Origin of the sequence: Streptomyces sp. NPDC046881 (assembly GCF_040645015.1) — a bacterium.
Classification (GTDB): Bacteria; Actinomycetota; Actinomycetes; order Streptomycetales; family Streptomycetaceae; genus Streptomyces.
On sequence record NZ_JBEYXJ010000069.1, the window covers coordinates 14957 to 40532 of the forward strand.

Consider the following 25576-nt stretch of genomic DNA (forward strand, 5'->3'; position numbering starts at 1 on the left):
TCGATGGCCGGAACGCTTGACGGGGGAACGTTCGACGAGGGACGTGCCGTGAGGGCCCCGGCCCGCTGGGCACGTGCCGAGTGGGGGCCGCTGTACGCCGCCGTGCGCGGACCCCTGCGGGACCGGGGGCCGGCGGCGGTCCCGATGACGCTCGCCGCGGTGGGTCTGACGGCGTTCCTGCAGTACGTGCAGAACCAGCCGTGGGGCTATCTGCCGGTGCAGAACCTGGGTGCGGTACGGGCCGACGACCCGCTGTGGCTGGCCCTGCTGCGCACCCCGCTGTCGCTGTTCGTGCCCGCGCTGGACCTGCCGGTGTGGGGGGCGCTGGCGCAGATCCTGCTGGTGTTCGGGATCGCCGAGCTGTGCCTGGGCTGGGGGCGGACGCTGACCATCGCCTACGTCGCCACGCTCGCCGGGACCCTGTACGCGCGTCTGGGCGTCACCCTCGGCGGGCACGCCCCGTTCGGGCTGCCGTGGACCGACGGGCAGGTGGTGGACACCGGCCCGTCGGCGGCCGTCGTGGGGCTCGCGGTGTTCGTGGCCTGGCGGTACGGCGCCTATGCGACGGCGGGTGCGGTGACCCTGGCCATGGTCGTCGAGGTGCTGGTGAAGGAGAACCTGGCGGGCAAGGAACACCTGGCCGCGCTGATGGCGGTGGGGCTGCTGTGCCTGCTGGCGGCGCTGCGGCAGCAGCGGGCGAGCCGGCCGGGCCGTCCCGGCCGTCACCTGTGGTCGGGCAGGCGGGCCGGACGCGGGTCGGGTTTGCCCCCGATCCAGTCCTGAACGGCGCGGCTCGGCCGGACCCAGCGGCGGTCGTGCCGGTAGGCGCGCAGGGCGGCCCTGGCGCGGGCGCGGGGGCGGCGGCCGTAGAAGCGGCGGGCCCACGGGGAGCCGGGGCGGGCGAGCCGGACCGCGCCGACCAGCGCGACCAGCGGCACGATCACCCCGAAGAGCGCGGTGCGGGCCTTGCCCTTGCCGAGGGCGATGAGCGACAGGAGGAAGTTCCCGGAGATGGTGGCGAGGGCGCCGCCGCGGTCCTGGAGCTCCTCCTGCGACAGGTCGTTGACGCCGAACGGGGCGAAGCCCCCGAGGAGCAGGCCGACGAGGGCGGCGGTGAGCACGACGACCTCGACGCTCTTGCGGCCCTCCTCGGTCCAGTAGACGTCGTCCAGGTGCAGGATCAGCGCGAACTCGTCCAGGACCAGGCCCGCGCCCATGCCGAACAGCACGGCGGAGACGGTCCCGCCGGCGCCGTGCCGGTCGCTGGCGACCGCGCCGAAGCCGCCGACGAGGGTCAGGACGATCCCGGGCACGACGTGGTGGATGTGCAGCCCGCCCGCCTTGACGTTGCCGAACGGGCCCTTGCCGGCCCGGATCAGGCGGGTGACGACCCGGGTGGCGACGAAGGTCAGCACGAAGGCGGCGAGGGCGAGCAGCAGCGGGAGTTTGCCCGGCTCGACGATGTTGCGCACCCACCAGTGCCCCATGTGCGCACTGTATCCCCGGCACCCGTGGGTGGCCCTCCGGCCGCCCGGTACCCTGCGCCGGTGCAGAAATCCTCCCCCCTGGACGGTCTCCGGTTCGCCTTCGGCACCCTCACGGTGCTGCCCGTCCGGGTGCACCGCTGGGACCGGGTGGCCGCGCGCGGGGGCATGCTGTCGGCCCCGGTGGCCGGGCTGGTCGTCGGCGGCTGCGCGGCCGGGCTCGGTGTGCTGCTGCTCCTGCTCGGCGCGGGCCCGCTGCTCGCCGCCGTCGCCTCGGTCGCCGTACCGGCCGTGCTGACCCGGGGCCTGCACCTGGACGGGCTCGCCGACACCGCCGACGGGCTGGGCAGCGGCAAGCCCGCCGAGGACGCGCTGCGGATCATGAAGCAGTCGGACATCGGGCCGTTCGGGGTGCTCACCCTCGTCCTGGTGCTGCTGGCCCAGGTCGCCGTGCTGGCGCAGCTCTACGGCGACTCGTGGGCCCGGGGTGCGGTGGCGGCCGTGGCCTCGGCGGTCACGGCCCGGCTGGCCCTCACCCTGGCCGCCCGCGCGGGGGTGCCGGCCGCCCGCCCGGAGGGGCTGGGGGCGGCGGTGGCCGGGGTGGTGCCGGGGGCTGTCGCCCTGGGGACCGTGGTGGGGGTGGCGGCGGTGGCCGCCGTCGCGGGCCCGTGGGTCGCCGCGGCGGTGGTGGCGGGGGCCGGTGGGGCCGAGGTGCTGCTGCGGCGGTGCGTCCGCAGGTTCGGCGGGGTGACCGGGGACGTGTTCGGCGCGGTCGCCGAGACGGCCGCGACCGTCGTTCTCGTGGTGCTGGCTCTCGGTCGCTAACGGTTTCCGGCCCGGCGCGCCGGTCGTCGTACCGCCCGTTCTGCCACCCGAGGGACTGAGCGAACGCACCCACGCGCGTAGTCTCGTTCCGGGTGTTCGCCGACAGGGTGAAGGCCCCGGTTGCCACCTGTCCCCAGGCCTGGACCTAGGGTCGGCTCTCGGGCCCGGTCGACCCACCCCATTTCGGCCACTGCAACTTCACATCGGAAGCGAGAATTCACCACCGTGACTGCTCTGACTCTCAGCACCGCCGCGGCGCCCGGCCTGCGGGCCGACGCGATCGTGATCGGTGTCGCCAAGGGCGCCCAGGGGCCCGTCGTCGCGCCGGGCGCCGAGGCCGTGGACAAGGCGTACGACGGCAAGCTGGCCGGCGTTCTGGAGACCCTCGGCGCCTCGGGTGCCGAGGGCGAGCTGACGAAGCTGCCCGCACCGGCCGGCTTCAAGGCCCCGCTCGTGGTGGCGGTGGGCCTCGGCGCGGAGCCCGACGACAAGGACGCCGACGCCGGCTACGACGCCGAGGCCCTGCGCAAGGCCGCCGGCGTGGCCGCCCGCGCGCTCACCGGGTCCCGGAAGGCCGCGTTCGCGCTGCCCGTGGACGGCCCCGGCGCCATCGGCGCGATCAGCGAGGGCATCCTGCTCGGCGCCTACTCCTTCGACACCTACAAGGGCGGCGCCCAGGACGCCAAGAACGCCAAGGCCAAGAACGGCAAGGCGCCGCTGGCCGAGGCCGCGCTGCTCGGCGGCAAGCCGCGCGACGCCGCCCACAAGGGCGCGCTCGCCCGCGCGGTCGCGGTCTCCGAGGAGCTGAACCGCGCCCGCGACCTGATCAACATGCCGCCGAACGACCTCACCCCCGCCGTCTTCGCCGGCATCGCGCAGACCGCGGCCAAGGAGCACGGTCTCAAGGTGCAGGTGCTCGACGACAAGGCCCTGGCCAAGGGCGGCTACGGCGGCATCCTCGGCGTCGGCGGCGGCTCGGCGGCCACCCCGCGCCTGGTGAAGCTGTCGTACCGGCACCCGAAGGCGGAGAAGCACCTGGCCTTCGTCGGCAAGGGCATCACCTACGACTCGGGCGGCATCTCGCTGAAGCCGGCCGGCCACAACGAGACGATGAAGTGCGACATGAGCGGTGCCGCCGCCGTGTTCGCCGCGGTCGTCGCCGCCGCGCGCCTCGGGCTGGAGGTCAACGTGACCGGCTGGCTGGCGCTGGCCGAGAACATGCCGTCCGGTTCCGCGGTGCGCCCGGGCGACGTGCTGCGCATGTACAGCGGCAAGACGGTCGAGGTGCTCAACACCGACGCCGAGGGCCGGCTGGTGCTCGCCGACGCGCTGTGGGCGGCCTCGCAGGAGAGCCCGGACGCGATCGTGGACGTGGCCACGCTGACCGGCGCGATGATGCTGGCGCTGGGCAGCCGGACGTTCGGTGTCATGGCCAACGACGACGCGTTCCGCTCCGCGGTGTACGAGGCGGCGGAGGAGGTCGGCGAGCCGGCCTGGCCGATGCCGCTGCCGGAGCACCTGCGCAAGGGCATGGACTCGACCGTGGCCGACATCGCGAACATGGGCGAGCGGATGGGCGGCGGGCTGGTCGCCGGCCTCTTCCTGCGCGAGTTCGTGGGCGAGGGCATCACGTGGGCGCACCTCGACATCGCCGGGCCGGCGTTCAACGAGGGCGGGCCGTTCGGTTACACGCCCAAGGGCGGCACGGGGTCGGCGGTGCGGACGCTGGTCCGGCTCGCCGAGCTGACGGCCGCGGGTGACCTGGGCTGACGGTCGCCCACCGACTCGGGCCGCGATGTCGTCTCGCGGCTCCCGGGGCGTGGAGGGCTGCTCGCGCGGTTCCCCACGCCCCTTCGCCGGTGCGGCAGTCCCGTCCGTTTCCAGGGGACGTGGGACGTCTCACACACCAGCCCGGCGTCTCGATCGCCTCCGACAAGTGCAAAGATGGAGCCCGGCAGGACAGGGCCCCCACCGAAGGGCCGAAGCATCAAGCGGCCGGACACCAGCCGCCTGCCGGTCATCGGAGACCGGCGTACGGCGCACATGCATGGAGGACGTGACGTGGCGAACGACGCCAGCACCGTTTTCGACCTAGTGATCCTCGGCGGTGGTAGCGGTGGTTACGCCGCGGCCCTGCGCGGGGCGCAGCTGGGCCTGGACGTCGCCCTGATCGAGAAGGACAAGGTCGGCGGCACCTGCCTGCACCGGGGTTGCATCCCCACCAAGGCCCTGCTGCACGCGGGCGAGATCGCCGACCAGGCCCGCGAGAGCGAGCAGTTCGGTGTGAAGGCCACCTTCGAGGGCATCGACGTCCCGGCCGTCCACAAGTACAAGGACGACGTGATCTCGGGCCTGTACAAGGGTCTGCAGGGGCTCATCGCGTCCCGGAAGGTGACGTACATCGAGGGTGAGGGCCGGCTGTCCTCCCCCACCTCCGTGGACGTGAACGGCCGGCGCATCCAGGGCCGCCACGTCCTGCTGGCGACCGGCTCGGTGCCGAAGTCGCTGCCGGGCCTGGAGATCGACGGCAACCGCATCATCTCCTCCGACCACGCCCTCGTCCTGGACCGCGTGCCCAAGTCCGCGATCATCCTCGGCGGCGGTGTCATCGGTGTCGAGTTCGCCTCGGCGTGGAAGTCCTTCGGCTCGGACGTCACGGTCATCGAGGGCCTGAAGCACCTCGTCCCGGTGGAGGACGAGAACTCCTCGAAGCTGCTCGAGCGCGCGTTCCGCAAGCGCGGCATCAAGTTCAACCTCGGCACGTTCTTCCAGAAGGCCGAGTACACCCAGGACGGCGTGAAGGTCACCCTCGCCGACGGCAAGGAGTTCGAGGCCGAGGTCCTCCTCGTCGCCGTCGGCCGCGGCCCGGTCTCGCAGGGCCTGGGCTACGAGGAGGCCGGGGTCGCCATGGACCGCGGCTACGTCCTCGTCGACGAGTACATGCAGACCAACGTTCCGACCATCTCCGCCGTCGGCGACCTCGTCCCGACGCTCCAGCTCGCGCACGTCGGCTTCGCCGAGGGCATCCTGGTGGCGGAGCGTCTGGCCGGTCTGAAGGTCGTTCCGATCGACTACGACGGTGTCCCGCGGGTGACGTACTGCCACCCGGAGGTCGCCTCCGTCGGTATCACCGAGGCCAAGGCCAAGGAGATCTACGGCGCGGACAAGGTCGTCGCTCTGAAGTACAACCTGGCGGGCAACGGCAAGAGCAAGATCCTCAAGACCGCGGGCGAGATCAAGCTCGTCCAGGTCAAGGACGGTGCCGTGGTCGGCGTCCACATGGTCGGCGACCGCATGGGCGAGCAGGTCGGCGAGGCCCAGCTGATCTACAACTGGGAGGCGCTGCCGGCCGAGGTCGCCCAGCTCATCCACGCCCACCCGACGCAGAACGAGGCGCTCGGCGAGGCCCACCTGGCCCTGGCCGGCAAGCCGCTGCACTCCCACGACTGAGCCTTCGGTCAACGGGCGCGACGACACAGACTTCCGCAATTCGTTAGGAGCAACCGAAACCATGGCGGTTTCCGTAACCCTTCCGGCGCTCGGTGAGAGCGTCACCGAGGGCACTGTCACCCGCTGGCTGAAGGCCGAGGGCGAACGCGTCGAGGCCGACGAGCCGCTGCTCGAGGTCTCGACCGACAAGGTCGACACCGAGATCCCGGCCCCCGCCTCCGGCGTGCTGGCCTCCATCAAGGTCGCCGAGGACGAGACCGTCGAGGTCGGCGCCGAGCTGGCGCTGATCGACGACGGCACGGGCGCGCCCGCCGCCGCCCCGGCCCCCGCCGCCGCCGAGGCCCCCGCCCCGGCTCCGGCCGCCGAGCCCGCGCCGGCCCCCGCCGCCGAGGCCCCGGCCGCCCCGGCTCCGGCCCCCGCCGCCGAGGCCGCCCCGGCCGCCGCGGCCGATGCCGCCGAGGGCACGGACGTGGTCCTGCCCGCGCTCGGCGAGTCCGTCACCGAGGGCACCGTCACCCGCTGGCTGAAGTCGGTCGGCGACTCCGTCGAGGCCGACGAGCCGCTGCTCGAGGTCTCCACGGACAAGGTCGACACCGAGATCCCGGCGCCCACCTCGGGTGTGCTGCTGGAGATCACGGTCGGCGAGGACGAGACCGCCGAGGTCGGCGCCAAGCTCGCCGTCATCGGCGCCCCGGGTGCCGCCCCGGCCGCCGCTCCGGCTCCGGCCGCCCCGGCCCCCGCCGCCGCGCCGGCGCCCGCCCCGGCGCCCGCTCCGGCTCCGGCGCCCGCCCCGGCCCCGGCTCCGGCCGCTCCGGCTCCGGCCCCCGCCGCTCCGGCTCCGGCGCCCGCCGCCGCGGCCCCGGCTCCCGCGCCGGCGCCCGCCCCGGCTCCGGTCACCCCGGCCACCGCGCCCACCTCCCCGACCGCCACCCAGGCGACGGACGAGGGTGCGTACGTGACCCCGCTGGTGCGCAAGCTCGCCGCCGAGAACGGCGTCGACCTGGCCACCGTCAAGGGCACCGGCGTCGGCGGCCGTATCCGCAAGCAGGACGTCATCGCCGCCGCCGAGGCCGCGAAGGCCGCCGCCGCCGCTCCGGCTCCGGCCGCTGCCGCCGCCCCGGCCGCCAGGAAGGCCCCCGCGCTGGAGGTCTCCCCGCTGCGCGGCCAGACCGTGAAGATGCCGCGGATCCGCAAGGTCATCGGCGACAACATGGTCAAGGCGCTGCACGAGCAGGCCCAGCTGTCGTCGGTCGTCGAGGTCGACGTCACCCGCCTGATGCGCCTGCGCGCCCAGGCCAAGGACTCGTTCGCCGCGCGCGAGGGCGTCAAGCTCTCCCCGATGCCGTTCTTCGTGAAGGCGGCGGCCCAGGCGCTGAAGGCCCACCCGGTCATCAACGCCAAGATCAACGAGGCCGAGGGCACGATCACCTACTTCGACTCCGAGAACATCGGTATCGCGGTGGACTCCGAGAAGGGCCTGATGACCCCGGTCATCAAGCACGCCGGCGACCTCAACATCGCGGGCATCGCCAAGGCCACTGCGGAGCTGGCCGGCAAGGTCCGCGCCAACAAGATCACCCCGGACGAGCTGTCCGGCGCGACCTTCACCATCTCCAACACCGGTTCGCGCGGCGCGCTGTTCGACACGATCATCGTGCCGCCGGGCCAGGTCGCGATCCTCGGCATCGGTGCCACGGTCAAGCGTCCGGCCGTCATCGAGACCGAGGAGGGCACGGTCATCGGCGTCCGCGACATGACCTACCTGACGCTCTCCTACGACCACCGCCTGGTCGACGGCGCCGACGCGGCCCGGTACCTGACGGCGGTCAAGGCGATCCTGGAGGCGGGCGAGTTCGAGGTCGAGCTCGGTCTCTGACCCGTAGTCGCCGATCAGGCCGTACGGCACCCCGCCCGGAACCTTCCGGGCGGGGTGTTCGCGTTTGTCTGCATGCCGGGCGTGTAAGCCTTGTCTCACCTGCGCAAAAGCACCCCCACGCGCCCTACCCGCGGAGCGGACCGGCCTTATTGTCTAAACGTCAGCCCTCCCTAAGGAGCCCTCATGACCGCGCCCGTCGTCCACTCGCTGCGCGAGCAGATCCGCGAGCACATCGTGGAGGGGATCGTCAGCGGGCGCTGGCAGCCGGGCGAGCGCATCGTGGAGCGCCGCATCGCCACCGAGCTGGAGGTCAGCCAGACCCCGGTCCGTGAGGCCCTGCGCGAGCTGGAGTCCCTGCGCCTGATCGAGTCGGCCCCCAACAAGGGCGTCCGCGTGCGCAACCTGACCGCGGCCGACCTGGAGGAGAGCTACCCGGTGCGGGCCGGCCTGGAGGCCATCGCGGCGGAGCTGGCGGCGGAGCGCCTCGCGGAGGACTGCTCGGCGCTGGAGCCGCACGTCCTGGCCCTGTACGAGGCCGACCGGGAGGCGGACGGCACGGCCCAGGTGCGCCACACGGTCGGCTTCCACCGCGAACTGGTCCGCGCGGCGCGCAACTCGGTGCTGCTGCACACCTGGGAGGGCCTGGGCATCGAGGTGTTCACGGCGCTGTCCATCCGCTGGCTGGGCACGGTCCAGCAGTCGTACGCGGAGGAGCACGAGGAGCTGGTGCAGGCGTTCAAGCGGCGGGATCCGCGTATCGCCGAGCTGGTGAAGGCGCACGTCCTCGGCTGCGCGCCGCGGGCGTGACGGGCTTGGTTCAGTCGAGCGAGCCCTCGCTCAAACGCCGCTTCACCTGCGAAAACAAGGCGATTTCGCGTCACCCGGTGCCATCACTGAAGGCACCGGGTGCCTACTTTCTCGGAATCAAGACTTTTTCCCCCTCAACCCTTTGATCGATCATCGATCAGGGAGTTACAGTCGCCGACGGACTTCCACCGAGGTCCGCTGCCCTGTCCTGCCAAAGACCAAGGGCACCCCCGAACCCTTACCGATGAGGGAACCCCCTTCGACTGAGGAAGGCGGCGACATGACCGACCCCAACGCCATCCAGCCGAGCGCGCTCGACCAGCTCCCGGACCGCGACCCGGAGGAGACCGCCGAGTGGCAGGCCTCCCTGGACGCCGTCGCCAGGGAGGCCGGGCCGCACCGCGCCGCGTACCTGATGCGCCGCACGCTGGAGCGCGCCGAGGCGGGCGGCATCGCGCTGCCGAAGCTCCTCGAGACCGACTACGTCAACACCATCCCCACCTCCGCCGAGCCCTCCGTGCCCGGCGACCCGGAGATGGAGGCCCGGATCACCGCCTGGAACCGCTGGAACGCGGCCGCGATGGTGACCCGCGGCTCGAAGTACGGCGTCGGCGGCCACATCGCCACCTTCGCCTCGGCGGCCTGGCTGTACGAGACGGGCTTCAACCACTTCTTCAAGGGCAAGGAGGGCGACGGCTCGGGTGACCAGCTCTACATCCAGGGCCACGCCTCCCCCGGCATCTACGCCCGCGCCTTCCTCGACGGCCGGCTGAACGAGCACCACCTCGACAACTTCCGCCAGGAGGCCGGCGGCAACGGCCTGCCCTCCTACCCGCACCCCCGCCGCCTGCCCTGGCTGTGGGAGTTCCCGACGGTGTCGATGGGCCTCGGCCCGCTCTCCGCGATCTACCAGGCGCGCTTCAACCGCTACCTCACCAACCGCGCCATCAAGGACGTCTCGGCGTCCCACGTCTGGGCCTTCCTCGGCGACGGCGAGATGGACGAGCCGGAGTCGACGGCGGCTCTCGCGCTCGCCGCGCGTGAGGAGCTGGACAACCTCACCTTCGTCATCAACTGCAACCTGCAGCGCCTCGACGGCCCGGTGCGCGCCAACTTCAAGATCGTGCAGGAGCTGGAGGCCCAGTTCCGCGGCGCCGGCTGGAACGTGATCAAGACGCTGTGGGGCACCGCCTGGGACGAGCTGTTCCAGCTGGACACCACGGGCGCGCTGGTACGCCGCCTGCGCGAGGTACCGGACGCGCAGATCCAGACGTACCAGACCCGCGACGCCGCCTACATCCGCCAGGACTTCTTCGGCAAGGACCCGGCGCTCGCCGAGATGGCGAAGCTGCTGAGCGACGACAAGATCCTCGAGTGCTTCCACCTCTCCCGCGGTGGCCACGAGTCGCGCAAGGTCTACGCCGCGTACAAGGCGGCCGTCGAGCACAAGGGCGCGCCGACCGTGATCCTGGCCCAGACGGTCAAGGGCCACACCCTCGGCGAGGGCTTCGCGTCGAAGAACGCCAACCACCAGATGAAGAAGCTGACGGTGGACGAGTTCAAGGCGATGCGCGACCTGCTGGAGCTGCCGATCAAGGACAGCGACTTCGTCGACGGCGTGGTGCCCTACGGCCACCCGGGCGCCGACTCCCCCGAGGTCCGCTACCTCCAGGAGCGCCGCGCGGCCCTCGGCGGCCCGGCCCCGGCCCGCCGCACGCACGCGCTGCCCGCGCTGCCCGCCCCGGCGGAGAAGACCTTCGCCTCCTTCGACAAGGGCTCCGGCTCGCAGAACGTGGCCACCACCATGGCCTTCGTCCGCCTGGTCAAGGACCTGGTCCGGGACAAGGAGACCGGCAAGCGCTGGGTGCCGATCGTCCCGGACGAGGCGCGCACCTTCGGCATGGAGTCGCTGTTCCCGTCCCTCGGGATCTACTCCCCCAAGGGCCAGACGTACGAGCCGGTCGACCGCGACCAGCTGATGTACTACAAGGAGGCCAAGAACGGCCAGATCCTCAACGAGGGGATCACCGAGGCCGGTTCGATGGCCGACTTCATCGCCGCGTCCACCGCGTACGCGACGCACGGCGAGGCGATGATCCCGTTCTACATCTTCTACTCGATGTTCGGCTGGCAGCGCACGGCCGACCAGATGTGGCAGCTCGGCGACCAGCTCGGCCGCGGCTTCCTCGTCGGCGCGACGGCCGGCCGTACGACCCTCACGGGCGAGGGCCTGCAGCACGCCGACGGCCACTCCCCGGTGATCGCCGCGACCAACCCGGCCGCGCTGACGTACGACCCCGCGTTCGCCTACGAGATCGCGGTGATCGTCCGTGAGGGTCTGCGCCGGATGTACGGCGAGGCCAAGCCGGGCGAGGACCAGAACGTCTTCTACTACCTGACGGTCTACAACGAGCCGCTGCCGCAGCCGGCGAAGCCGCAGGGCCTCGGCATCGACGAGGGCATCGTCAAGGGCCTGTACCGCTTCAACACCGCGGAGTCGGCGGGTATCACCGTCGTCGCCAACGCCCCGCGCATCCAGCTGCTCGGCTCGGGCACCGCGATCCACTGGGCGCTGGAGGCGCAGAAGCTGCTCGCCGAGGAGTGGGGCGTGGCCGCCGACGTGTGGTCCGCGACCTCCTGGTCGGAGCTGCGCCGGGACGCGATGGAGGCCGACGCGGCGCTGCTGCGCGGCGAGGAGCGGGTGCCCTACGTCCGCCAGGCGCTCCAGGGCGCCGAGGGCCCGGTCCTCGCGGTGTCCGACTACATGCGCCAGGTTCCGGACCAGATCGCGCAGTGGGTCGAGCAGGACTGGTCCTCGCTGGGCGCCGACGGCTTCGGTCTGTCGGACACCCGTGAGGCCGCCCGCCGCCACTTCGGCGTCGACGCCCCGTCGATCGTCGTGGCGGCCCTCGCCCAGCTGGCCCGCCGCGGCGAGGTCAAGGCGACGGCGGTCAAGGAGGCCCGGGAGAAGTACGGGCTGTAAGGCACCGCTCTCCTGAGGAGGCCCCCGCTTCGCCGGGGGCCTCTTGCATGATGTGCGCATGCGCGCCGCTCGTCTCATCAAGATGGTTCTGCTCCTCCAGTCCCGGCCCGCCATGACGGCGGCCGAGCTGGCGCGGGAGCTGGAGGTGTCAGAGCGGACCGTGACGCGGGACGCGCAGGCGCTGTCGGAGGCCGGGGTGCCGGTGTACGCCGACCGGGGTCGGGCCGGCGGGTACCGGCTGGTCGGCGGGTACCGGACGCGGCTGACCGGGCTGGCCCGGAGCGAGGCCGAGGCGTTGTTCCTGAGCGGGGTGCCGGGCGCGCTGCGGGAGATGGGTCTGCAGGACGTCGCCTCGGCGGCCCGGCTGAAGGTGTCGGCGGCGCTGCTGCCCTCGCTGCGGGACGCCCCGGACACCGCCGCGCAGCGCTTCCACCTGGACGCCCCGGCCTGGTTCCGGGAGCCCGAGGCGCCCGCGCTGCTGCCCGTGGTCGCGGAGGCGGTGTGGGACGACCGCTGCCTGCGCGCCCGTTACCGGCGGGGGGACGGCGCGGTCGAGCGGACGCTGGAGCCGTACGGACTCGTGCTGAAGGCGGGCGTCTGGTACCTGTGCGCGCGGGTGGCCGGCGGCGGCTCCTTCCGGACGTACCGGATCGACCGGTTCGAGGCCGTCGACGCCCTCGCCGAGCGTTTCCACCGGGCAGCGGATTTCGACCTGCCCGCGCACTGGGCCGAGCACGCCGAGCGGTTCGCCCGGTCGATCCTGCGCGCGGAGGTGGTCGTACGGCTCTCCGCGGACGGGGTGCGCCGGCTGCCGTACGCCGTCGATCCGCTCGCCGCCCGGGAGGCGCTGGCCGGTGCGGGCGCCCCGGACGCCGAGGGCTGGGTGACGGTGACGCTGCCTGTGGAGTCGGAGGAGGTCGCGCACGGCCAGCTGACCGCGCTCGGGCCGGAGGCGGAGGTGCTGGCTCCGGCGAGCCTGCGGGAGCGGTGCGCCGCGGACGCGGCCCGGCTGGCGGCGCGGTACGCCCGCGGGGACGCCGGCTGACGGTCCGCGGGGCGGCGCGGTACTCCGCGTGCGGCCCACCGGCCGAGGCCCGATGCTGGTGACCGTGATGGACGAGACGGAGTTCTGGGAGCTGATCGACTCCACCCGCGAGGCCGCCGAGGGCGACCCCGAGGAGCAGGTCGACCTGCTCCTGGACCGGCTGCTCCAGCTGGACCCCGAGCTGGTCCTGGACTTCGCCCGCCACTTCGAGGCCCGCTACAACCGCGCCTACCGCTGGGATCTGTGGGGCGCGGCCTGGCTGCTGCTGGACGGGTGCAGCGACGACGCGTTCGACTTCTTCCGGTGCTGGCTGATCGGCCAGGGCCGGGAGGTGTTCGAGGGCGCGCTGCACGATCCGGACGCGCTGGCCGGGCTGCTGGACGAGTTCGACGAGGAGATCGACGGCGACGGCGAGGAGCTGGGGTACGTGGCGGACGAGGCGTACGAGCAGCTCACCGGAACCGTCGCGCCCGACCTGGGCATCGCCCCGGCGCCCGCGGAGCCGCAGGGCACCCCCCTGGACCTGGAGAACGACCGGGTGCTCGCCGAGCGGTTCCCCCGCCTGTGGGAGCGGTTCAAGGGGTGACGCCGGACACCTGTCCCCGCCTGCGGTCGGTTTCCGGTCGGGTCCGACCGTAGGACGCGGGGTTCGCAGCGGGCTGCGTGCCGCCTGTGGCGTCCCTGTGGGCGTCCGGACCGGGGCGCCCGGCACCGGGGCGCTGCGCGGTGCCCGGGATGTGTGCTGTGCCACCGGGTGGAACCATCGTCCAGGTCCGGGTCGTTCCTGGGGGTACACGCGTACCTGACCGGTTCCGCCGCCCGGTGGCCGTCTCCGGTGCGCGTGCTGATCAGCGGACCGGTCCGGTCCGTACTGAGGGGTCCGAGAGAAAGGCGGCTCCGTGGATCTGCTCGACCTGCTGCTGGTGCTGGTGATCGCCGTCTACGCGGTGTCCGGTTACCGGCGCGGCCTGGTGGCCGGATGTGTCTCGCTGGCCGGGTTCGTGGGCGGCGCGGTCATCGGCGTGTGGCTGCTGCCCTGGGTGACGGGCCAGGTGGACCGGGGCACCTCGGCGGCGACGGTGCTCGCGGTGCTGACGGTGCTGGTGCCGGCGGTGGTGGGGCACGAGCTGGCGGGCCGGCTGGCGCTGCGGCTGCGCGGGGAGCTGGACCGGGGTCCGCTGCGGGTGGCGGACGGGCTGGGGGGTGCCGCGGCGAACTCGGTGGCGGTGCTGGTCGTGGCCTGGGTGGCGGCGAGCGTGCTGAGCGCGGCCCCGGCGCAGCCCCTGACGACGGCGATACGGAACTCGGCGCTGCTGGGCGCGGTGCAGGACGCGATGCCGCAGACCACGCCGGCCTGGTTCGCGCGGGCCACGTCCGCGCTGACCGAGGCGGGGTTCCCGCAGGTCTTCAACCCGTTCGAGAACGAGTCGACGGCCCGGGTGGCCCGGCCGACCGGGGACAGCGTCACCCCGGCCGCGACGAGCGCCGCCAAGCGGAGCTCGGTGAAGATCGAGGGCGCCGCGGGCGTGGAGGGCCGTGAGGGCAGCGGGTTCGTGTACGCGCCGCAGCGGGTGATGACCAACGCGCACGTGGTGGCCGGCATCGACGACCCGGGCGTGCGGGTCGGCGGGGTGGGGCCGTCGTACCGGGCGCGGGTGGTGCTGTTCGACCCGGACCGGGACGTGGCGGTGCTGTACGTGCCGGGGCTGCGCGCGCCGGTGCTGCGGTTCGACCCGGGGGCCGCGCGCGGGGACGCGGCGGTGGTGGCGGGCTATCCGCAGGACGGGGCACTGGACCTGCAGGCGGCGACGGTGGCGAACCGGGTGCGGGCGACCGGCCAGAACATCTACAACGACCGGACGGTCACCCGGGAGATCTACTCGGTCCGCTCCACGGTCCGGCCGGGCAACTCCGGCGGCCCGCTGCTGACCACGGACGGCAGGGTGTTCGGGGTGGTCTTCGCCCGGTCCACCTCGGACGCCGAGACGGGGTACGCGCTGACGGCGGCCGAGGTGGCGGGCGACGCCGATCGCGCGGCCACGGCGACGGCGCGGGTGGACACGGGCCCGCTGGTCGACTCCTAGGCCGGCGCGCCGCGCCGGCGGGCGGGTGCGGGGGGCCTACAGAGCGCGGCCCATGCACACGTCGTCGACGTACCGGCCGTCGATGAGGAACTCCTCCGGCAGGACGCCCTCGACGGCGAACCCCTCGGACGCGTACAGCGCCCGGGCGGGGGCATTGTGCCCGAGCACGCGCAGGGTGAGGCGCCGCGCGCCGCGCCGGCGCGCGTGCGCGACGGCGGCCCGGATCAGGGCGCGCCCGACGCCCCGCCCGCGCGCCTCCACGGCGACGGCGAACCCCTGGATGGCCAGGACGTGCGCGTTGGCGGGGAGCGGGGTCGGGTGGATGAGGCGGATGTAGCCGAGGAGGCGCCCGTCGGCCTCGGCGACGAGGAAGTCGTCGGGGAGGTGCCGCTCGTCGAAGAACGGCGGGTAGGGCGGCTGCGGCCGGGGTGCCACCGCGTGCAGGGTGGACCAGGTGGCCCGGTCGAGGGCGGCGAGTTCCTCCTCGTCGGCGGGGCGGGCGGTGCGTATGTGCGGCTCGGGCATGACGGTCACCCTACGGCGGGCGGTCCGGGCGTCCCACCGGGTTTCCGACCGGCCGTACGGTCATGCTGGGGCCATGGAACGTTCACGTATCGCGGTGGCCGGCGCGTCCGGTCTCATCGGCAGCGCTCTGGTGCGGTCCCTGACCGCGGACGGGCACGAGGTGGTCCGGCTGGTGCGCCGGGCCCCCCGGGGCGCGGACGAGGTCCGCTGGGACCCGGGGCGGGGTCACGTCGACGCGGCCGGGCTGGCCGGGTGCGACGCGGTGGTCAACCTGGCGGCGGCCGGGGTGGGCGACCGGCGCTGGACCCCGGAGTACAAGCGGCTGCTCCGGGACAGCCGGGTGCTGGGCACGGCGGCGCTGGCCGAGGCGGTGGCCGGGCTGCCCCGCCCGCCGCGGGTGTTCGTGAACGGCAGCGCGATCGGCTTCTACGGCGACACGGGCGACCGGGTGGTGGACGAGGACGCGCCGCCGGGTGACGGCTTCCTGGCCGCGCTGTGCGTGGAGTGGGAGGAGGCGACGGCGCCGGCGCGGGAGGCGGGGGTGCGGACGGTGTGCGCGCGGACGGGGCTGGTGGTGGCCCGGGAGGGCGGGGCGTGGGGGCGGCTGTTCCCGTTGTTCCGGGCGGGGCTCGGGGGGCGGCTGGGCGACGGGCGGCAGTACTGGTCGTACATCGCGCTGCACGACGAGGTCGCCGCGATCCGTCACCTCGTCGACCACGACGACCTGTCGGGTCCGGTCAATCTGACGGCTCCGCAGCCGCTGACGAACAGTGACATCACCGCGGCGATGGCCCGCGCGCTGCACCGGCCGGCGGTGTTCCCGGTGCCCGCCCCGGTGCTGCGCGCGGTGCTCGGGGAGATGGCCGGGGATGTGCTGGGCAGCCAGCGTGTGGTGCCGAAACGGTTGCTGGAGTCGGGGTTCCGGTTCGCGTTTCCGGGCATCGACGAAGCGATCCGTGCGGCCCTGTGAGCCGGCTGACAACACCGGCGAACGAAAGTGACCGTATGCGACCTCCATGCGACCGTGCCCTGTTGATGCGCGACTGCTTCTGACCGATCACGCCCCTACCCTCGACCCGAACTCGGGTATCCCTTGCGCCTGTTGGGGGCATGACGTCTCCACCGGTCGCGCAACCACAGGAGGGGCCTCGTGCTTGAGCCCGCGTACCAGGTGGACGTCGTCATCGTGGGAGCCGGAATCGCCGGCCTCTCGGCGGCTCATCGGCTGACCAGTGCAGGAATCACCACCGCGGTCCTGGAGGCCGCCCCCTGCGTCGGGGGCCGCATGTCGACCGAGAAGGTCGACGGCTTCCGGCTCGACCGCATCGGACAACTGCTGTCCACGTCCTATCCCGAACTCCGCCTGACCCCGGGCCTGGACGCCCTGACCCTGCGCCGCTTCGCGCCGGGCGTCCTGCTGCACCGCGACGGCCGCACCCAGCGCGCGGGCGCGCCGGCGGCCGTCGGGAGCGCAAGGGGCGCACGGGGCGCACTCCATGTGGTGCGCGCCTTCGCCAGCGCCCCCCGGGGTACGGCGGCCACGCCCGGCGCGCCGGTGGGCGGCGCGGTGGACCAGGCCCGGCTGGGCGCCGCGCTCGGCCGGATCGCCGCGACCCCCGTAGAACGCATCCTGGGCCGCCCCGAGATGCCGGCCGCGCAGGCGCTCGCCCAGCGCGGGGTGCCGGCGCGCACCGTCGACGGCTTCCTGCGCCCGCTGCTCGCCGCACTGCTGTGCGACCCGGGGCTGACCACCTCCAGCAGGTGCGCCGACCTGGCACTGCACGCCTTCGCGAGCGGACGGCTGTGCGTGCCGGAGGGCGGTGCGGAGGTACTGCCGGAGCTGCTGGCCCGGGCGCTGCCGCCGGGCACCGTGCACACCGGGGTGCGGGTCACCTCGGTGTCGACGACCTCGGTGGCCACCGCCGAGCACGGGGAGATCCGCTGCCGGGCGGTGCTGCTGGCGACGGACGCGCGCGCCGCGGCCGAACTGCTGCCGGGGCTCAGGGTGCCGGACTTCCACCCGGTGACGGTCGTCCACCACACCACGGACGAGCCGGCGGAGGCCTTCTCGACGGGCGGCTCGCTGCTGCTGGACGCCGACCGGGGCGGGCCGGTGGCGCACACGGCGGTGCTCAGCAACGTGGACCCGAGCCGGGCACCGGCCGGCCGCGTGCTGATCTCGTCGACGGTGCTGGGCACCCCGCCGGAAGGGGTGGACACGGCGGTCCGCATCCACCTCTCCCGGCTCTACGGCACCTCCACCCGCCGCTGGGAAACGCTGGCCGTGCACCACACCCCCGAGGCGGTCCCCGCCATGCGCCCCCCGCACGACCTGCGCCGCCCGGTACGCCTCCTGGCGGGCCTCTACGTCTGCGGCGACCACCGCGACACCAGCACCGTCCAGGGCGCCCTGCATTCGGCCCACCGCGCAGCGTCGGCCGTCCTGGCGGACCTGGGCGCGGCGGGTTCGATGCACAGCGCCGACCCGGTCCCGACGATGCCGAGGGCGGCGTAGGCCCCCCTCACCCCAGCGCCGCCACCTTCTCCCGGTACACCCTCACCGGCGCCGCGTCCCGATAGGGCTCCAGCCGGCGCTCGAACTCCTTCACGTACTCCACCGCGCGAGCGCTCCGCATCTCGGCGGCCTGCCCCGCCGCCTCCGCGGCGATCGCGCACGCCTGGTCGAGCTCGCCGAGGCCGAGGCGCGCGGTGGCGAGCACGACCCGGCAGAACAGGCGGCTGCGGGCATAGGTGGGCGCCCGCAGCTGCAGGGACCGCTCGGCGTGCTGCGCGGCCGCCCGGAACTGCTGCAGATCCCGGTGGCAGTGCCCGAACTCGTCGGCGAGCTGCGCCTCGTCGAAGAACGCCGCCCAGTACGGCACGTCGTCCCCGGGCCGGGCCACCTCCAGGGCGCGCTCGGCCCGCACCAGCGCCGCGGTGCACGCCCGCACCTCGCCGAGGACCCCGTGCGCCCGCGCCTCGGACGCGTGCAGCAGCGCCTGGACGACCGGCGGCGCGCCCGTGCCGACGCCCTGCTGGGCGACCCGCGCCAGCTGCACCGCCTCCCGGCCGTGGCCGAGGTAGACGGCCTGGCGGCTCATGGTGACCAGGACGTACGAGCCGTAGGCCCGGTCGCCGGCCGCCTGGGCGAGCCGCAGGGCCTGCACGAAGTAGCGCTGGGCGAGCCCGTGCGCGGCGATGTCGTACGACGTCCAGCCCGCGAGCCGGGTCAGGTCGGCGGCGGCGCCGAACAGCCGGCGGCCGGTCTGCTCGTCGTAGCTGCCGCGGAGCATCGGCTCGCACTCGTGCTCCAGGTAGCGCACCAGGGCCTGCCGGGCGTGGCCGCCGCCGAACCGGTCGTCGAGGGTGCGGAACAGCTCGCCGACCGAGTGCAGGGCGGCGATGTCCCCGCTGCCGACCTTGTGCCCGGGGGCGCGCTCGGCCTGCCCGCGCGTCCGCGGCGGGGCCGGCAGGTGGGGCTTGGCGGCACCGGGCCGGCCCTGCGGCGGCACCCGGGGTCCCGGTTCCCGGGCCACCCGGTCGTCGGCCTTGCCGATCAGCCAGTCCCGGCTGGGCACCACGAGTCCCGCCGGGGTGAAGGCGATCTTGCGCAGCTCGGCGTGGCTGCCGGAGTCCTTGCGCCACAGCCCGCTGACGATGTCGACGGCCTCCTCCGGGGTGGCCGCGAACTCCAGCCCGGCGTAGACCGGCGCGCAGGCGTCCAGGCCTAGGTCCTGGGCGGTGAGCCGGCGCCCGAGCCGGCGGGTGAACACCTCGGCGATGAGGGCGGGGGTGGTCCCCCGCGGCTGCTGTCCGCGCAGCCAGCGGGTGACGGAGGTCTTGTCGTATCTGAGGTCCAGCCCGTGCTCGAGGCCGAGCTGGTCGACGCGACGAGCCAGACCCGCGTTGGAGAACCCCGCCTCTGCGATGAGCGCGGCGAGCTGGCGGTTGGGGGTGCGCTGCGCGGGTCGGTCCGTCATCTGCGGTGCGGTCTCCTGCCTTCCGGGCCTTTGATGTGCCCGGATTGCCTTTGAGCAGCCCTTATGGCCTCACGAACGGCGCGAATGTAGCGGAGAGTGAGCAGACGGTCGCATACTTCGCGTGGCATTCATCCGATCGTGTGAGGAACGCCCGCAGGGCTGACGTACGCCGGACGGACGTACAGTGGCGTGGGCGCGATACGTGCCTGACACATCCTTCGCCGAGGGAGGCGCTTGCCGTGAGTGAGTTGCGGTTCGTCCGCATGGGATTCGGTGCCGATGCCGTCGACTACCAGGAGGCCTGGGACGAGCAGCGCCGGGTGCACGCGGCCCGGTTCGCCGACGAGGTCCCGGACACCGTGATCCTTCTGGAGCACCCCCCGGTGTACACGGCGGGCCGGCGCACCGAGGACAGCGAGCGTCCGCTGGACGGCACTCCGGTCGTCGACGTGGACCGCGGCGGCAAGATCACCTGGCACGGGCCGGGCCAGCTGGTGGGCTACCCGATCCAGAAGCTGCCCCGCCCGGTGGACGTGGTCGCGCACGTGCGGCGGCTGGAGGAGGCGATCATCCGCTCCTGCGCCGAGTTCGGCCTGGAGACCACGCGGGTGGAGGGCCGCAGCGGCGTCTGGGTGCTGGGCGACCCGGTCGAGCAGCGGCCGTCGCTCGGAGGGCTGTCCCTGGACTTCGACCCCCGGCTGCACGACGAGGAGTTCGACCCGCGGCTCAACGGCCCCGAGTACGCCCCGTCCAACGCGGGCCAGCGGCGCGAGGACCGCAAGATCGCGCAGATCGGCATCCGGGTCGCCAAGGGCGTCACCATGCACGGCTTCTCGTTCAACGTGAACCCGGACATGAAGGCGTTCGACCGGATCATCCCGTGCGGGATCCGGGACGCCGGGGTGGCCTCGCTCGCGGCCGAGCTGGGCCGGGACGTCACCATCGAGGAGGTCCTGCCGGTGGTGGAGAGGCACCTGAGGGACGTCCTGGAGCACGCGGACCTGAAGCCGCGGGTGATCGAGAAGGCGTCCGCCTGATCGTCCGTCGGGGGAATGCGCCCTGCGACAGCGGGGTTGGCCTCGACGGCAGGGCGCACAGAGCACGGGCGTACCCTGGTGTACGCCGAAGAATCGAAGTCACAGGGAGCCGGTCGTGTCCGCAGTCGCACCCGACGGACGCAAGATGCTGCGCCTGGAGGTCCGCAACAGCCAGACCCCCATCGAGCGCAAGCCCGAGTGGATCAAGACCCGGGCGAAAATGGGCCCCGAGTACACCGCGATGCAGAAGCTCGTGAAGAGCGAGGGCCTGCACACGGTCTGCCAGGAAGCCGGCTGCCCGAACATCTACGAGTGCTGGGAGGACCGCGAGGCGACCTTCCTCATCGGCGGCGACCAGTGCACCCGGCGCTGCGACTTCTGCCAGATCGACACGGGCAAGCCCGAGGCGCTCGACCGCGACGAGCCGCGCCGCGTGGGCGAGTCCGTGGTCACCATGGACCTGAACTACGCCACCATCACCGGTGTCGCCCGTGACGACCTGGCGGACGGCGGTGCCTGGCTGTACGCCGAGACCGTGCGCCAGATCCACCGGCAGACCGCGGACCGCGAGGGCGGCCGCACCAAGGTCGAGCTGCTGGCCCCCGACTTCAACGCCGTCCCCGAGCAGCTGGCCGAGGTCTTCTCCTCCCGGCCCGAGGTCTTCGCGCACAACGTCGAGACGGTCCCCCGGATCTTCAAGCGGATCCGCCCCGGCTTCCGCTACGAGCGCTCCCTGAAGGTCATCACCGAGGCCCGCGACTTCGGCCTGGTCACCAAGTCCAACCTGATCCTCGGCATGGGCGAGACCCGCGAGGAGGTCGGCGAGGCGCTCCGGCAGCTGCACGACGCGGGCTGCGAGCTGATCACCATCACCCAGTACCTGCGTCCCTCCGTCCGGCACCACCCGGTGGAGCGCTGGGTGAAGCCGCAGGAGTTCGTGGAGCTGAAGGAGGAGGCCGAGCAGATCGGCTTCTCCGGTGTGATGTCCGGCCCGCTGGTGCGGTCGTCGTACCGCGCCGGGCGCCTGTACCAGATGGCGATCGAGAAGCGCGGAGCGTTCGTCGCCACCCAGGCGGTGTGAGCCGAGCGTGTGAATTCACGCACAAGCTATTACTGGCCAGTAATGGCCGGGACGACGCGGTCCCGACCGTCCTCGCTGATGAGGGCGGTCGTCGGGGCCGCGTCGGCGTTTGCCAGCCCCGTATCAGACCTTCATGGGCGTTTGACCACTCGGACACGCCCTGGTAACACCAATCAGTGACTCTGGTATCACGCCCCGTACCTCCACCGCTCCGAGGGGGGACCTCGATCATGCAGGCCGCACCCGTACGCGCCACCGCCATCCCGACCTTCACCGACGCCCTCCGGGCCGTCGAATCCCTGCTCATGAGCGGCGGCCAGCGCACCGCCCGCCGCAACGCCTGGACGTCCGTCCTGGAGGACCGCCGCCGGGCCAAGGACCGCGTCGAGGCCCAGCGGTTCCTGGACCAGGCCGCCGGCCGCTCCTGACGCCCCGGACGGCCTCCGAGCCGCCCCCGGGCCGCCGCCGGTCCCGCCTGCCGGGCACTGCCGTCGTCCGCGCTCCCGGGGACACGTAGACTTCGTGGCATGGCGAGGAAGGAAACCGCGGCGGACGCCGCGAACGCAGGGCGACTGAAGCAGATCGCCCTCACGTACAAGATGACCCGCAAGGCCGACAAGACGATCGGCCTTGTACTCGCGGCCGTCGGCATCGGCACCCTCGGTGTCTTCCTCGCGATCGGCTTCCTGATCGGCCACCCGGTCTATCTGGGCATCTTCGGCCTGCTGATCGCCCTGCTGGCGACGGCGATCGTGTTCGGCCGTCGGGCCGAGCGGGCCGCCTTCGGCCAGATGGAGGGCCAGCCGGGCGCCGCCGCGGCCGTGCTGGACAACATCGGCCGGGGCTGGACGACGACTCCGGCGGTGGCGATGAACCGCAGCCAGGACGTGGTGCACCGGGCCGTCGGCAAGGCCGGCATCGTGCTGGTCGCCGAGGGCAACCCGAACCGGGTGAAGAGCCTGCTGGCCGCCGAGAAGAAGAAGATGAACCGCATCGTCGCGGACGTGCCGGTGCACGACCTGATCGTCGGCAACGGCGAGGGCCAGGTCGAGCTGAAGAAGCTCCGCACCACCATGCTGAAGCTCCCGCGCGTGCTCACCGGCCCCCAGGTCACCGCCACCAACGACCGGCTGCGGGCCCTGGGCGACCTGATGAGCAACATGCCGCTGCCCAAGGGCCCCATGCCCAAGGGCATGAAGCTCCCCAAGGGCGGCCCGCGGGGCCGCTAGCCTGACACGCCGCCGAACGGAGCATCCGGCCGGTTATCGGGTCGTCCGCTCCTAACCTTCGGCATGTGACAAAACGACACATTGCGTACCTGGCATGCGCCACGACCCTCGTCGGGGCATTCGTCGGCGCCACCCCGGCGTCGGCCGCCCACCGGGTCCTCGTGGTGCATGCGGGTGAGTCGATCCAGAAGGCGGTCAACGCCGCCAAGGCCGGCGACACCGTGTTCGTGCTCGCCGGCACCTACCGTGAGAGCGTCACGGTGAAGACGGCGGGCCTGACCCTGCGCGGCGCGGGCCCCGGCACCGTGATCCAGCCCCCCGCGAAGAAGACCAAGCCCGCCCCGCACGGCAAGAAGGCCGCCGTCACCTGCCTGTCGGACGGCAACGGCATCTGCGTGGTCGGGGGCAAGAACAAGCCCCTCAACGGCGTCACCGTCTCCGATCTGAAGGTGACCGGCTTCGCCAGGAGCGGCCTGTTCTCCATGGGCACCGACCGGCTGACCGTCAAGCGTGTGATCGCCGAGCACAACGGCCAGTGGGGCATCGCCCAGGAGCACTCCACCCGCGGGCTGTTCCGCAACAACACCGCCACGGGCAACGGGGACGCGGGGCTGTTCCTCGCCAACAACGTCAAGGCCGAGCAGGGTGCCACGGACAGCAAGGGCGCGGTGGCCGACCACAACCGCCTGCAGGGCAACCGGATCGGCATCACCGTCCGCCGCCTGCGCAACCTCGCCGTCACGCACAACTACGTCACCGGCAACTGCGCGGGCGTGTTCGTCGTCGGCGACGAGAACAAGCCGCGGGCCGGCGCCCTCACCGTCAGCGACAACCTGGTCGTGCAGAACAACAAGTACTGCCCGAAGACCGCCCGGCTGCCCTACCTGAAGGGCTCCGGCATCGTGCTGACCGGCACCGAGAAGGCCCTGGTGACGCGGAACCGGGTCACCGGCCACCAGGGCAAGTCCCCGCTGTCGGGCGGCATCGTCCTGTTCAAGAGCTTCGTGGGCGCCACCAGCGAGAAGAACCGGATCACCGGCAACCATCTGGCGGACAACTCCCCGGCGGACCTCGTCAACCAGGAGACCGCCAAGAGCGGCAACGCCTTCAGCGGCAACTCCTGCCGGGCCTCCAAGCCCGCGGGCCTGTGCTGACCGGACGGCCGAACCCGACCCACGCAAGGAAGGAAGGCGGCACATGACCGCACCATCCCGCGCGTCCTCGGCTCCCCCCGAGCCGGGGGCACCCCCCTCCCCCCCGCCGTCGATGCGGCTGCGCGAGCTCGTGTTCGGGGCGGCCTGCGCCGCCGCGGTGCGCGCCGCCGCCCGGCTGGGCGTCGCCGACGCGCTCGGCGACGCCCCCATGACCGTCGACACCCTCGCGGCTGCGCTGCGCACCGAGCCGGGGCCGCTGCGCCGGCTGCTGCGGGCCCTGTCCTGCTACGGCGTCTTCGCCGAGCGGCCGGACGGGACGTTCGCCCACACCGAGATGTCCCGGCTGCTGCGCGAGGACGACCCGAACAGCCTGCGGGCCATCGCGCTGTGGTGCACCGAGCCGTGGACCTGGGACGCCTGGCCGCACCTGGACCAGGCGGTGCGCACCGGCCGGAACGTCGTGGAGGACCTGTACGGCAAGGAGTTCTTCACCTACCTCAACGAGGACGCCCCCGAGTCCGCGGACGTCTTCAACCGCGCGATGACCCGCTCCAGCGAGCAGTCGGCGCGGGAGGTGGCGGCCCTGCTGGACCTGTCCGGCAGCCGCTCGGTCGCGGACGTCGGCGGCGGCCAGGGGCACGTGGTGGCCTGCCTGCTGGACAAGTACCCGGCGATGCAGGGCAGCCTGCTCGACCTGCCCCGGGTGGTGGACAACGCCCTGCCGCGGCTGCGCGCGGGCGGTGACCTCGCCGACCGCGTGCGGATCGTGCCGGGCGACGTCCGGGACGCCGTCCCGGTCGAGGCCGACGTCTACATCATCAAGAACATCCTGGAGTGGGACGACGAGAGCACGGCCCGGCTGCTGCGCAACGTCGTCGAGGCGGGCGGGCCCGGCACCCGCGTCGTCGTCATCGAGAACCTGGTGGACGACACCCCCTCGATGCGCTTCAGCACCGCCATGGACCTGCTGCTGCTGCTGAACGTCGGCGGGGCCAAGCACACCACGGACAGCATGGTCGGCCGGCTCCGGGCGGCGGGCCTGGCCGTCGGGGACATCCGCCCGGTCAACCCGTTCCTGCACGCGTTCGACTGCATGGTCCCCGCGTGAGCGATTCCTCCCAGCACACCGGTGCCGGGTCCGCGTCGGACGCGGGCCCGGCACCGGTGGTCCGGCCGGAGGGTCAGGCGCCGGCGTCGCGCTCCCAGAGGTAGAAGCGCTGCGCCATGGCGTCCTTCGGGGACCGCCAGGTCTCCGGGTCGTACGCGCTGACGTACGCCGTGAGCCGCTCGCTGACCTCCTTGAACTCGGGGTGCGAGGTGATCTTGGCGATGGCCGGCCCGGGCTCGCGGTCGGACTCGATGAGGTGCATGTACACATCGCCGAACTGGAAGAGGCTGCGCCGGACGACACCGACGAGGTGCGGCAGCTCCCCCCGGTCGGACTCCGCGAACACCTTGGCGATGTCGGGGGCGGAGCCCGGGGCCATCCGGGCGACGATCAGGGCCTGGTGCACGGTCGTCTCCTGTCGTCCGGCTCAGTCGGCCAGGGCCGGGGCGGGCCGCTCACCGGCGGCCGCCTTCTCGATCTTCTCCCGGATCAGCTCCAGCTGGACCTTGGAGTTCCGGTTGATGTTGTCGGTCATCCAGTCGTCGTCGACCGGCGCGTCCGGCTTCATCTCGAAGTCCTGGGTCCAGACCATCCGGGTGCCGGCGGGGACCTCCTCGTACCGCCAGTGGATGTTCATGTAGGCGAAGGGTCCGGTCTCCACCCGGCGTGCCTTGACGGTGCGGGAGGTGCGGTCCGGCTCGCGCTCGGAGACCCAGCTCCAGACGGTGCCGTTGTCGTCCGGGTGCATGGTGAGCCGGAAGGTGGTCTTCTCGCCCTCCCGCTTGAGGACCTCCACCGACGCGTACTCGCTGAACAGCTGCGGCCAGCGCTCCAGGTCGTTGGTCATGTCCCAGACCAGGTCCAGCGGGGCCGCGATGGTGATCTCGTTCTGGGTGTGTCCTGCCATG

The 25576-nt window shown here is 73.0% G+C and carries 23 protein-coding genes; 18 read left to right on the top strand and 5 right to left on the bottom strand.

Annotated features, from left to right (window positions below):
* Nucleotides 1–3 precede the first annotated feature (3 nt).
* Entirely contained in the window at nucleotides 4–783 is a 780-nt protein-coding gene (locus tag ABZ923_RS27480) for a hypothetical protein (RefSeq protein WP_361476503.1), read from the top strand.
* On the opposite strand, the gene ABZ923_RS27485 is transcribed toward ABZ923_RS27480, so the two are convergent.
* Entirely contained in the window at nucleotides 723–1487 is a 765-nt protein-coding gene (locus tag ABZ923_RS27485; protein WP_361476505.1) for a hypothetical protein, read from the bottom strand. The two genes, ABZ923_RS27480 and ABZ923_RS27485, sit on opposite strands and share 61 nt — an antisense overlap.
* A 60-nt stretch (nucleotides 1488–1547) precedes the next feature.
* Here ABZ923_RS27485 and ABZ923_RS27490 point away from each other — a divergent pair, with 60 nt between their 5' ends.
* The 9 genes from ABZ923_RS27490 (at nucleotide 1548) to ABZ923_RS27530 (ending at nucleotide 14554) form a co-directional block, all read left to right on the top strand.
* The gene (locus tag ABZ923_RS27490; RefSeq protein WP_361476507.1) at nucleotides 1548–2309 is read left to right on the top strand and encodes an adenosylcobinamide-GDP ribazoletransferase; all 762 of its coding nucleotides are present in this window, start codon (nucleotides 1548–1550) and stop codon (nucleotides 2307–2309) included.
* A gap of 225 nt (nucleotides 2310–2534) precedes the next feature.
* Complete coding sequence (locus ABZ923_RS27495; RefSeq protein ID WP_361476509.1) at nucleotides 2535–4079, top strand: leucyl aminopeptidase; 1545 nt, start codon at nucleotides 2535–2537, stop codon at nucleotides 4077–4079.
* A gap of 291 nt (nucleotides 4080–4370) precedes the next feature.
* Nucleotides 4371–5759: a dihydrolipoyl dehydrogenase gene (gene lpdA, locus ABZ923_RS27500; protein ID WP_361476511.1), complete on the top strand. Its 1389-nt coding sequence runs from the start codon at nucleotides 4371–4373 to the stop codon at nucleotides 5757–5759.
* Between the two features lie 61 nt (nucleotides 5760–5820).
* A complete protein-coding gene (sucB, locus tag ABZ923_RS27505; RefSeq protein WP_361476513.1) occupies nucleotides 5821–7635 on the top strand; it encodes a 2-oxoglutarate dehydrogenase, E2 component, dihydrolipoamide succinyltransferase in 1815 nt (604 codons plus the stop codon).
* Nucleotides 7636–7818: 183 nt separating this feature from the next.
* A complete protein-coding gene (locus ABZ923_RS27510; RefSeq protein ID WP_356160086.1) occupies nucleotides 7819–8442 on the top strand; it encodes a GntR family transcriptional regulator in 624 nt (207 codons plus the stop codon).
* Nucleotides 8443–8722: 280 nt separating this feature from the next.
* Complete coding sequence (gene aceE, locus ABZ923_RS27515; RefSeq protein WP_361476515.1) at nucleotides 8723–11425, top strand: pyruvate dehydrogenase (acetyl-transferring), homodimeric type; 2703 nt, start codon at nucleotides 8723–8725, stop codon at nucleotides 11423–11425.
* A gap of 58 nt (nucleotides 11426–11483) precedes the next feature.
* On the top strand, nucleotides 11484–12470 hold the full coding sequence (locus tag ABZ923_RS27520) for a WYL domain-containing protein (RefSeq protein WP_361476517.1): 987 nt from the start codon (nucleotides 11484–11486) through the stop codon (nucleotides 12468–12470).
* A gap of 67 nt (nucleotides 12471–12537) precedes the next feature.
* A complete protein-coding gene (locus ABZ923_RS27525) occupies nucleotides 12538–13056 on the top strand; it encodes a DUF4240 domain-containing protein (RefSeq protein ID WP_361476559.1) in 519 nt (172 codons plus the stop codon).
* A gap of 313 nt (nucleotides 13057–13369) precedes the next feature.
* On the top strand, nucleotides 13370–14554 hold the full coding sequence (locus tag ABZ923_RS27530) for a MarP family serine protease (protein ID WP_361476519.1): 1185 nt from the start codon (nucleotides 13370–13372) through the stop codon (nucleotides 14552–14554).
* 36 nt (nucleotides 14555–14590) lie between these two features.
* On the opposite strand, the gene ABZ923_RS27535 is transcribed toward ABZ923_RS27530, so the two are convergent.
* The gene (locus ABZ923_RS27535; RefSeq protein ID WP_361476521.1) at nucleotides 14591–15079 is read right to left on the bottom strand and encodes a GNAT family N-acetyltransferase; all 489 of its coding nucleotides are present in this window, start codon (nucleotides 15077–15079) and stop codon (nucleotides 14591–14593) included.
* Nucleotides 15080–15152: 73 nt separating this feature from the next.
* On the opposite strand from ABZ923_RS27535, the gene ABZ923_RS27540 reads away from it, so the two are divergent.
* Nucleotides 15153–16049 (top strand): TIGR01777 family oxidoreductase, encoded by an 897-nt coding sequence (locus ABZ923_RS27540; RefSeq protein ID WP_361476523.1) that lies wholly within the window; start codon nucleotides 15153–15155, stop codon nucleotides 16047–16049.
* Between the two features lie 180 nt (nucleotides 16050–16229).
* A complete protein-coding gene (locus ABZ923_RS27545) occupies nucleotides 16230–17594 on the top strand; it encodes an NAD(P)/FAD-dependent oxidoreductase (RefSeq protein ID WP_361476525.1) in 1365 nt (454 codons plus the stop codon).
* Nucleotides 17595–17601: 7 nt separating this feature from the next.
* Here the strand turns inward: ABZ923_RS27545 and ABZ923_RS27550 are convergent, their stop codons facing one another.
* A complete protein-coding gene (locus tag ABZ923_RS27550) occupies nucleotides 17602–19059 on the bottom strand; it encodes a regulator (protein WP_361476527.1) in 1458 nt (485 codons plus the stop codon).
* Between the two features lie 239 nt (nucleotides 19060–19298).
* On the opposite strand from ABZ923_RS27550, the gene lipB reads away from it, so the two are divergent.
* The 6 genes from lipB to ABZ923_RS27580 all read left to right on the top strand — a co-directional run bounded on the left by lipB (nucleotide 19299) and on the right by ABZ923_RS27580 (nucleotide 24668).
* Nucleotides 19299–20096: a lipoyl(octanoyl) transferase LipB gene (lipB, locus tag ABZ923_RS27555; RefSeq protein WP_361476529.1), complete on the top strand. Its 798-nt coding sequence runs from the start codon at nucleotides 19299–19301 to the stop codon at nucleotides 20094–20096.
* A 115-nt stretch (nucleotides 20097–20211) separates the two neighbouring features.
* On the top strand, nucleotides 20212–21177 hold the full coding sequence (lipA, locus tag ABZ923_RS27560; protein ID WP_361476531.1) for a lipoyl synthase: 966 nt from the start codon (nucleotides 20212–20214) through the stop codon (nucleotides 21175–21177).
* Between the two features lie 230 nt (nucleotides 21178–21407).
* Nucleotides 21408–21605 carry a hypothetical protein gene (locus ABZ923_RS27565; RefSeq protein ID WP_361476533.1) on the top strand — a complete coding sequence of 66 codons (198 nt, stop codon included), beginning with the start codon at nucleotides 21408–21410 and terminating at the stop codon, nucleotides 21603–21605.
* 99 nt (nucleotides 21606–21704) lie between these two features.
* Nucleotides 21705–22406: a DUF4191 domain-containing protein gene (locus ABZ923_RS27570; protein WP_361476535.1), complete on the top strand. Its 702-nt coding sequence runs from the start codon at nucleotides 21705–21707 to the stop codon at nucleotides 22404–22406.
* Between the two features lie 65 nt (nucleotides 22407–22471).
* Nucleotides 22472–23560 (top strand): right-handed parallel beta-helix repeat-containing protein, encoded by a 1089-nt coding sequence (locus tag ABZ923_RS27575; RefSeq protein ID WP_361476537.1) that lies wholly within the window; start codon nucleotides 22472–22474, stop codon nucleotides 23558–23560.
* Between the two features lie 43 nt (nucleotides 23561–23603).
* Complete coding sequence (locus ABZ923_RS27580; protein ID WP_361476539.1) at nucleotides 23604–24668, top strand: methyltransferase; 1065 nt, start codon at nucleotides 23604–23606, stop codon at nucleotides 24666–24668.
* A gap of 73 nt (nucleotides 24669–24741) precedes the next feature.
* Here ABZ923_RS27580 and ABZ923_RS27585 read toward each other — a convergent pair whose 3' ends face one another.
* Together ABZ923_RS27585 and ABZ923_RS27590 are read right to left on the bottom strand one after the other, a co-directional pair.
* Nucleotides 24742–25074, bottom strand: a complete 333-nt coding sequence (locus ABZ923_RS27585) for a TcmI family type II polyketide cyclase (RefSeq protein WP_361476541.1) — start codon at nucleotides 25072–25074, stop codon at nucleotides 24742–24744.
* Between the two features lie 21 nt (nucleotides 25075–25095).
* Complete coding sequence (locus ABZ923_RS27590; protein WP_361476543.1) at nucleotides 25096–25575, bottom strand: SRPBCC family protein; 480 nt, start codon at nucleotides 25573–25575, stop codon at nucleotides 25096–25098.
* Between the last annotated feature and the right edge of the window lies 1 nt (nucleotide 25576).

Coding starts and splice junctions, on each gene's coding strand:
- ABZ923_RS27580 (WP_361476539.1), top strand. CDS start 23,604: ATGACCGCACCATCCCGCGCGTCCTCGGCTCCCCCCGAGCCGGGGGCA.
- aceE (WP_361476515.1), top strand. CDS start 8,723: ATGACCGACCCCAACGCCATCCAGCCGAGCGCGCTCGACCAGCTCCCG.
- ABZ923_RS27540 (WP_361476523.1), top strand. CDS start 15,153: ATGGAACGTTCACGTATCGCGGTGGCCGGCGCGTCCGGTCTCATCGGC.
- ABZ923_RS27510 (WP_356160086.1), top strand. CDS start 7,819: ATGACCGCGCCCGTCGTCCACTCGCTGCGCGAGCAGATCCGCGAGCAC.
- ABZ923_RS27520 (WP_361476517.1), top strand. CDS start 11,484: ATGCGCGCCGCTCGTCTCATCAAGATGGTTCTGCTCCTCCAGTCCCGG.
- ABZ923_RS27590 (WP_361476543.1), bottom strand. CDS start 25,575: ATGGCAGGACACACCCAGAACGAGATCACCATCGCGGCCCCGCTGGAC.
- sucB (WP_361476513.1), top strand. CDS start 5,821: ATGGCGGTTTCCGTAACCCTTCCGGCGCTCGGTGAGAGCGTCACCGAG.
- ABZ923_RS27570 (WP_361476535.1), top strand. CDS start 21,705: ATGGCGAGGAAGGAAACCGCGGCGGACGCCGCGAACGCAGGGCGACTG.
- ABZ923_RS27480 (WP_361476503.1), top strand. CDS start 4: ATGGCCGGAACGCTTGACGGGGGAACGTTCGACGAGGGACGTGCCGTG.
- ABZ923_RS27485 (WP_361476505.1), bottom strand. CDS start 1,487: ATGGGGCACTGGTGGGTGCGCAACATCGTCGAGCCGGGCAAACTCCCG.
- ABZ923_RS27535 (WP_361476521.1), bottom strand. CDS start 15,079: ATGCCCGAGCCGCACATACGCACCGCCCGCCCCGCCGACGAGGAGGAA.
- ABZ923_RS27565 (WP_361476533.1), top strand. CDS start 21,408: ATGCAGGCCGCACCCGTACGCGCCACCGCCATCCCGACCTTCACCGAC.
- ABZ923_RS27550 (WP_361476527.1), bottom strand. CDS start 19,059: ATGACGGACCGACCCGCGCAGCGCACCCCCAACCGCCAGCTCGCCGCG.
- ABZ923_RS27525 (WP_361476559.1), top strand. CDS start 12,538: ATGGACGAGACGGAGTTCTGGGAGCTGATCGACTCCACCCGCGAGGCC.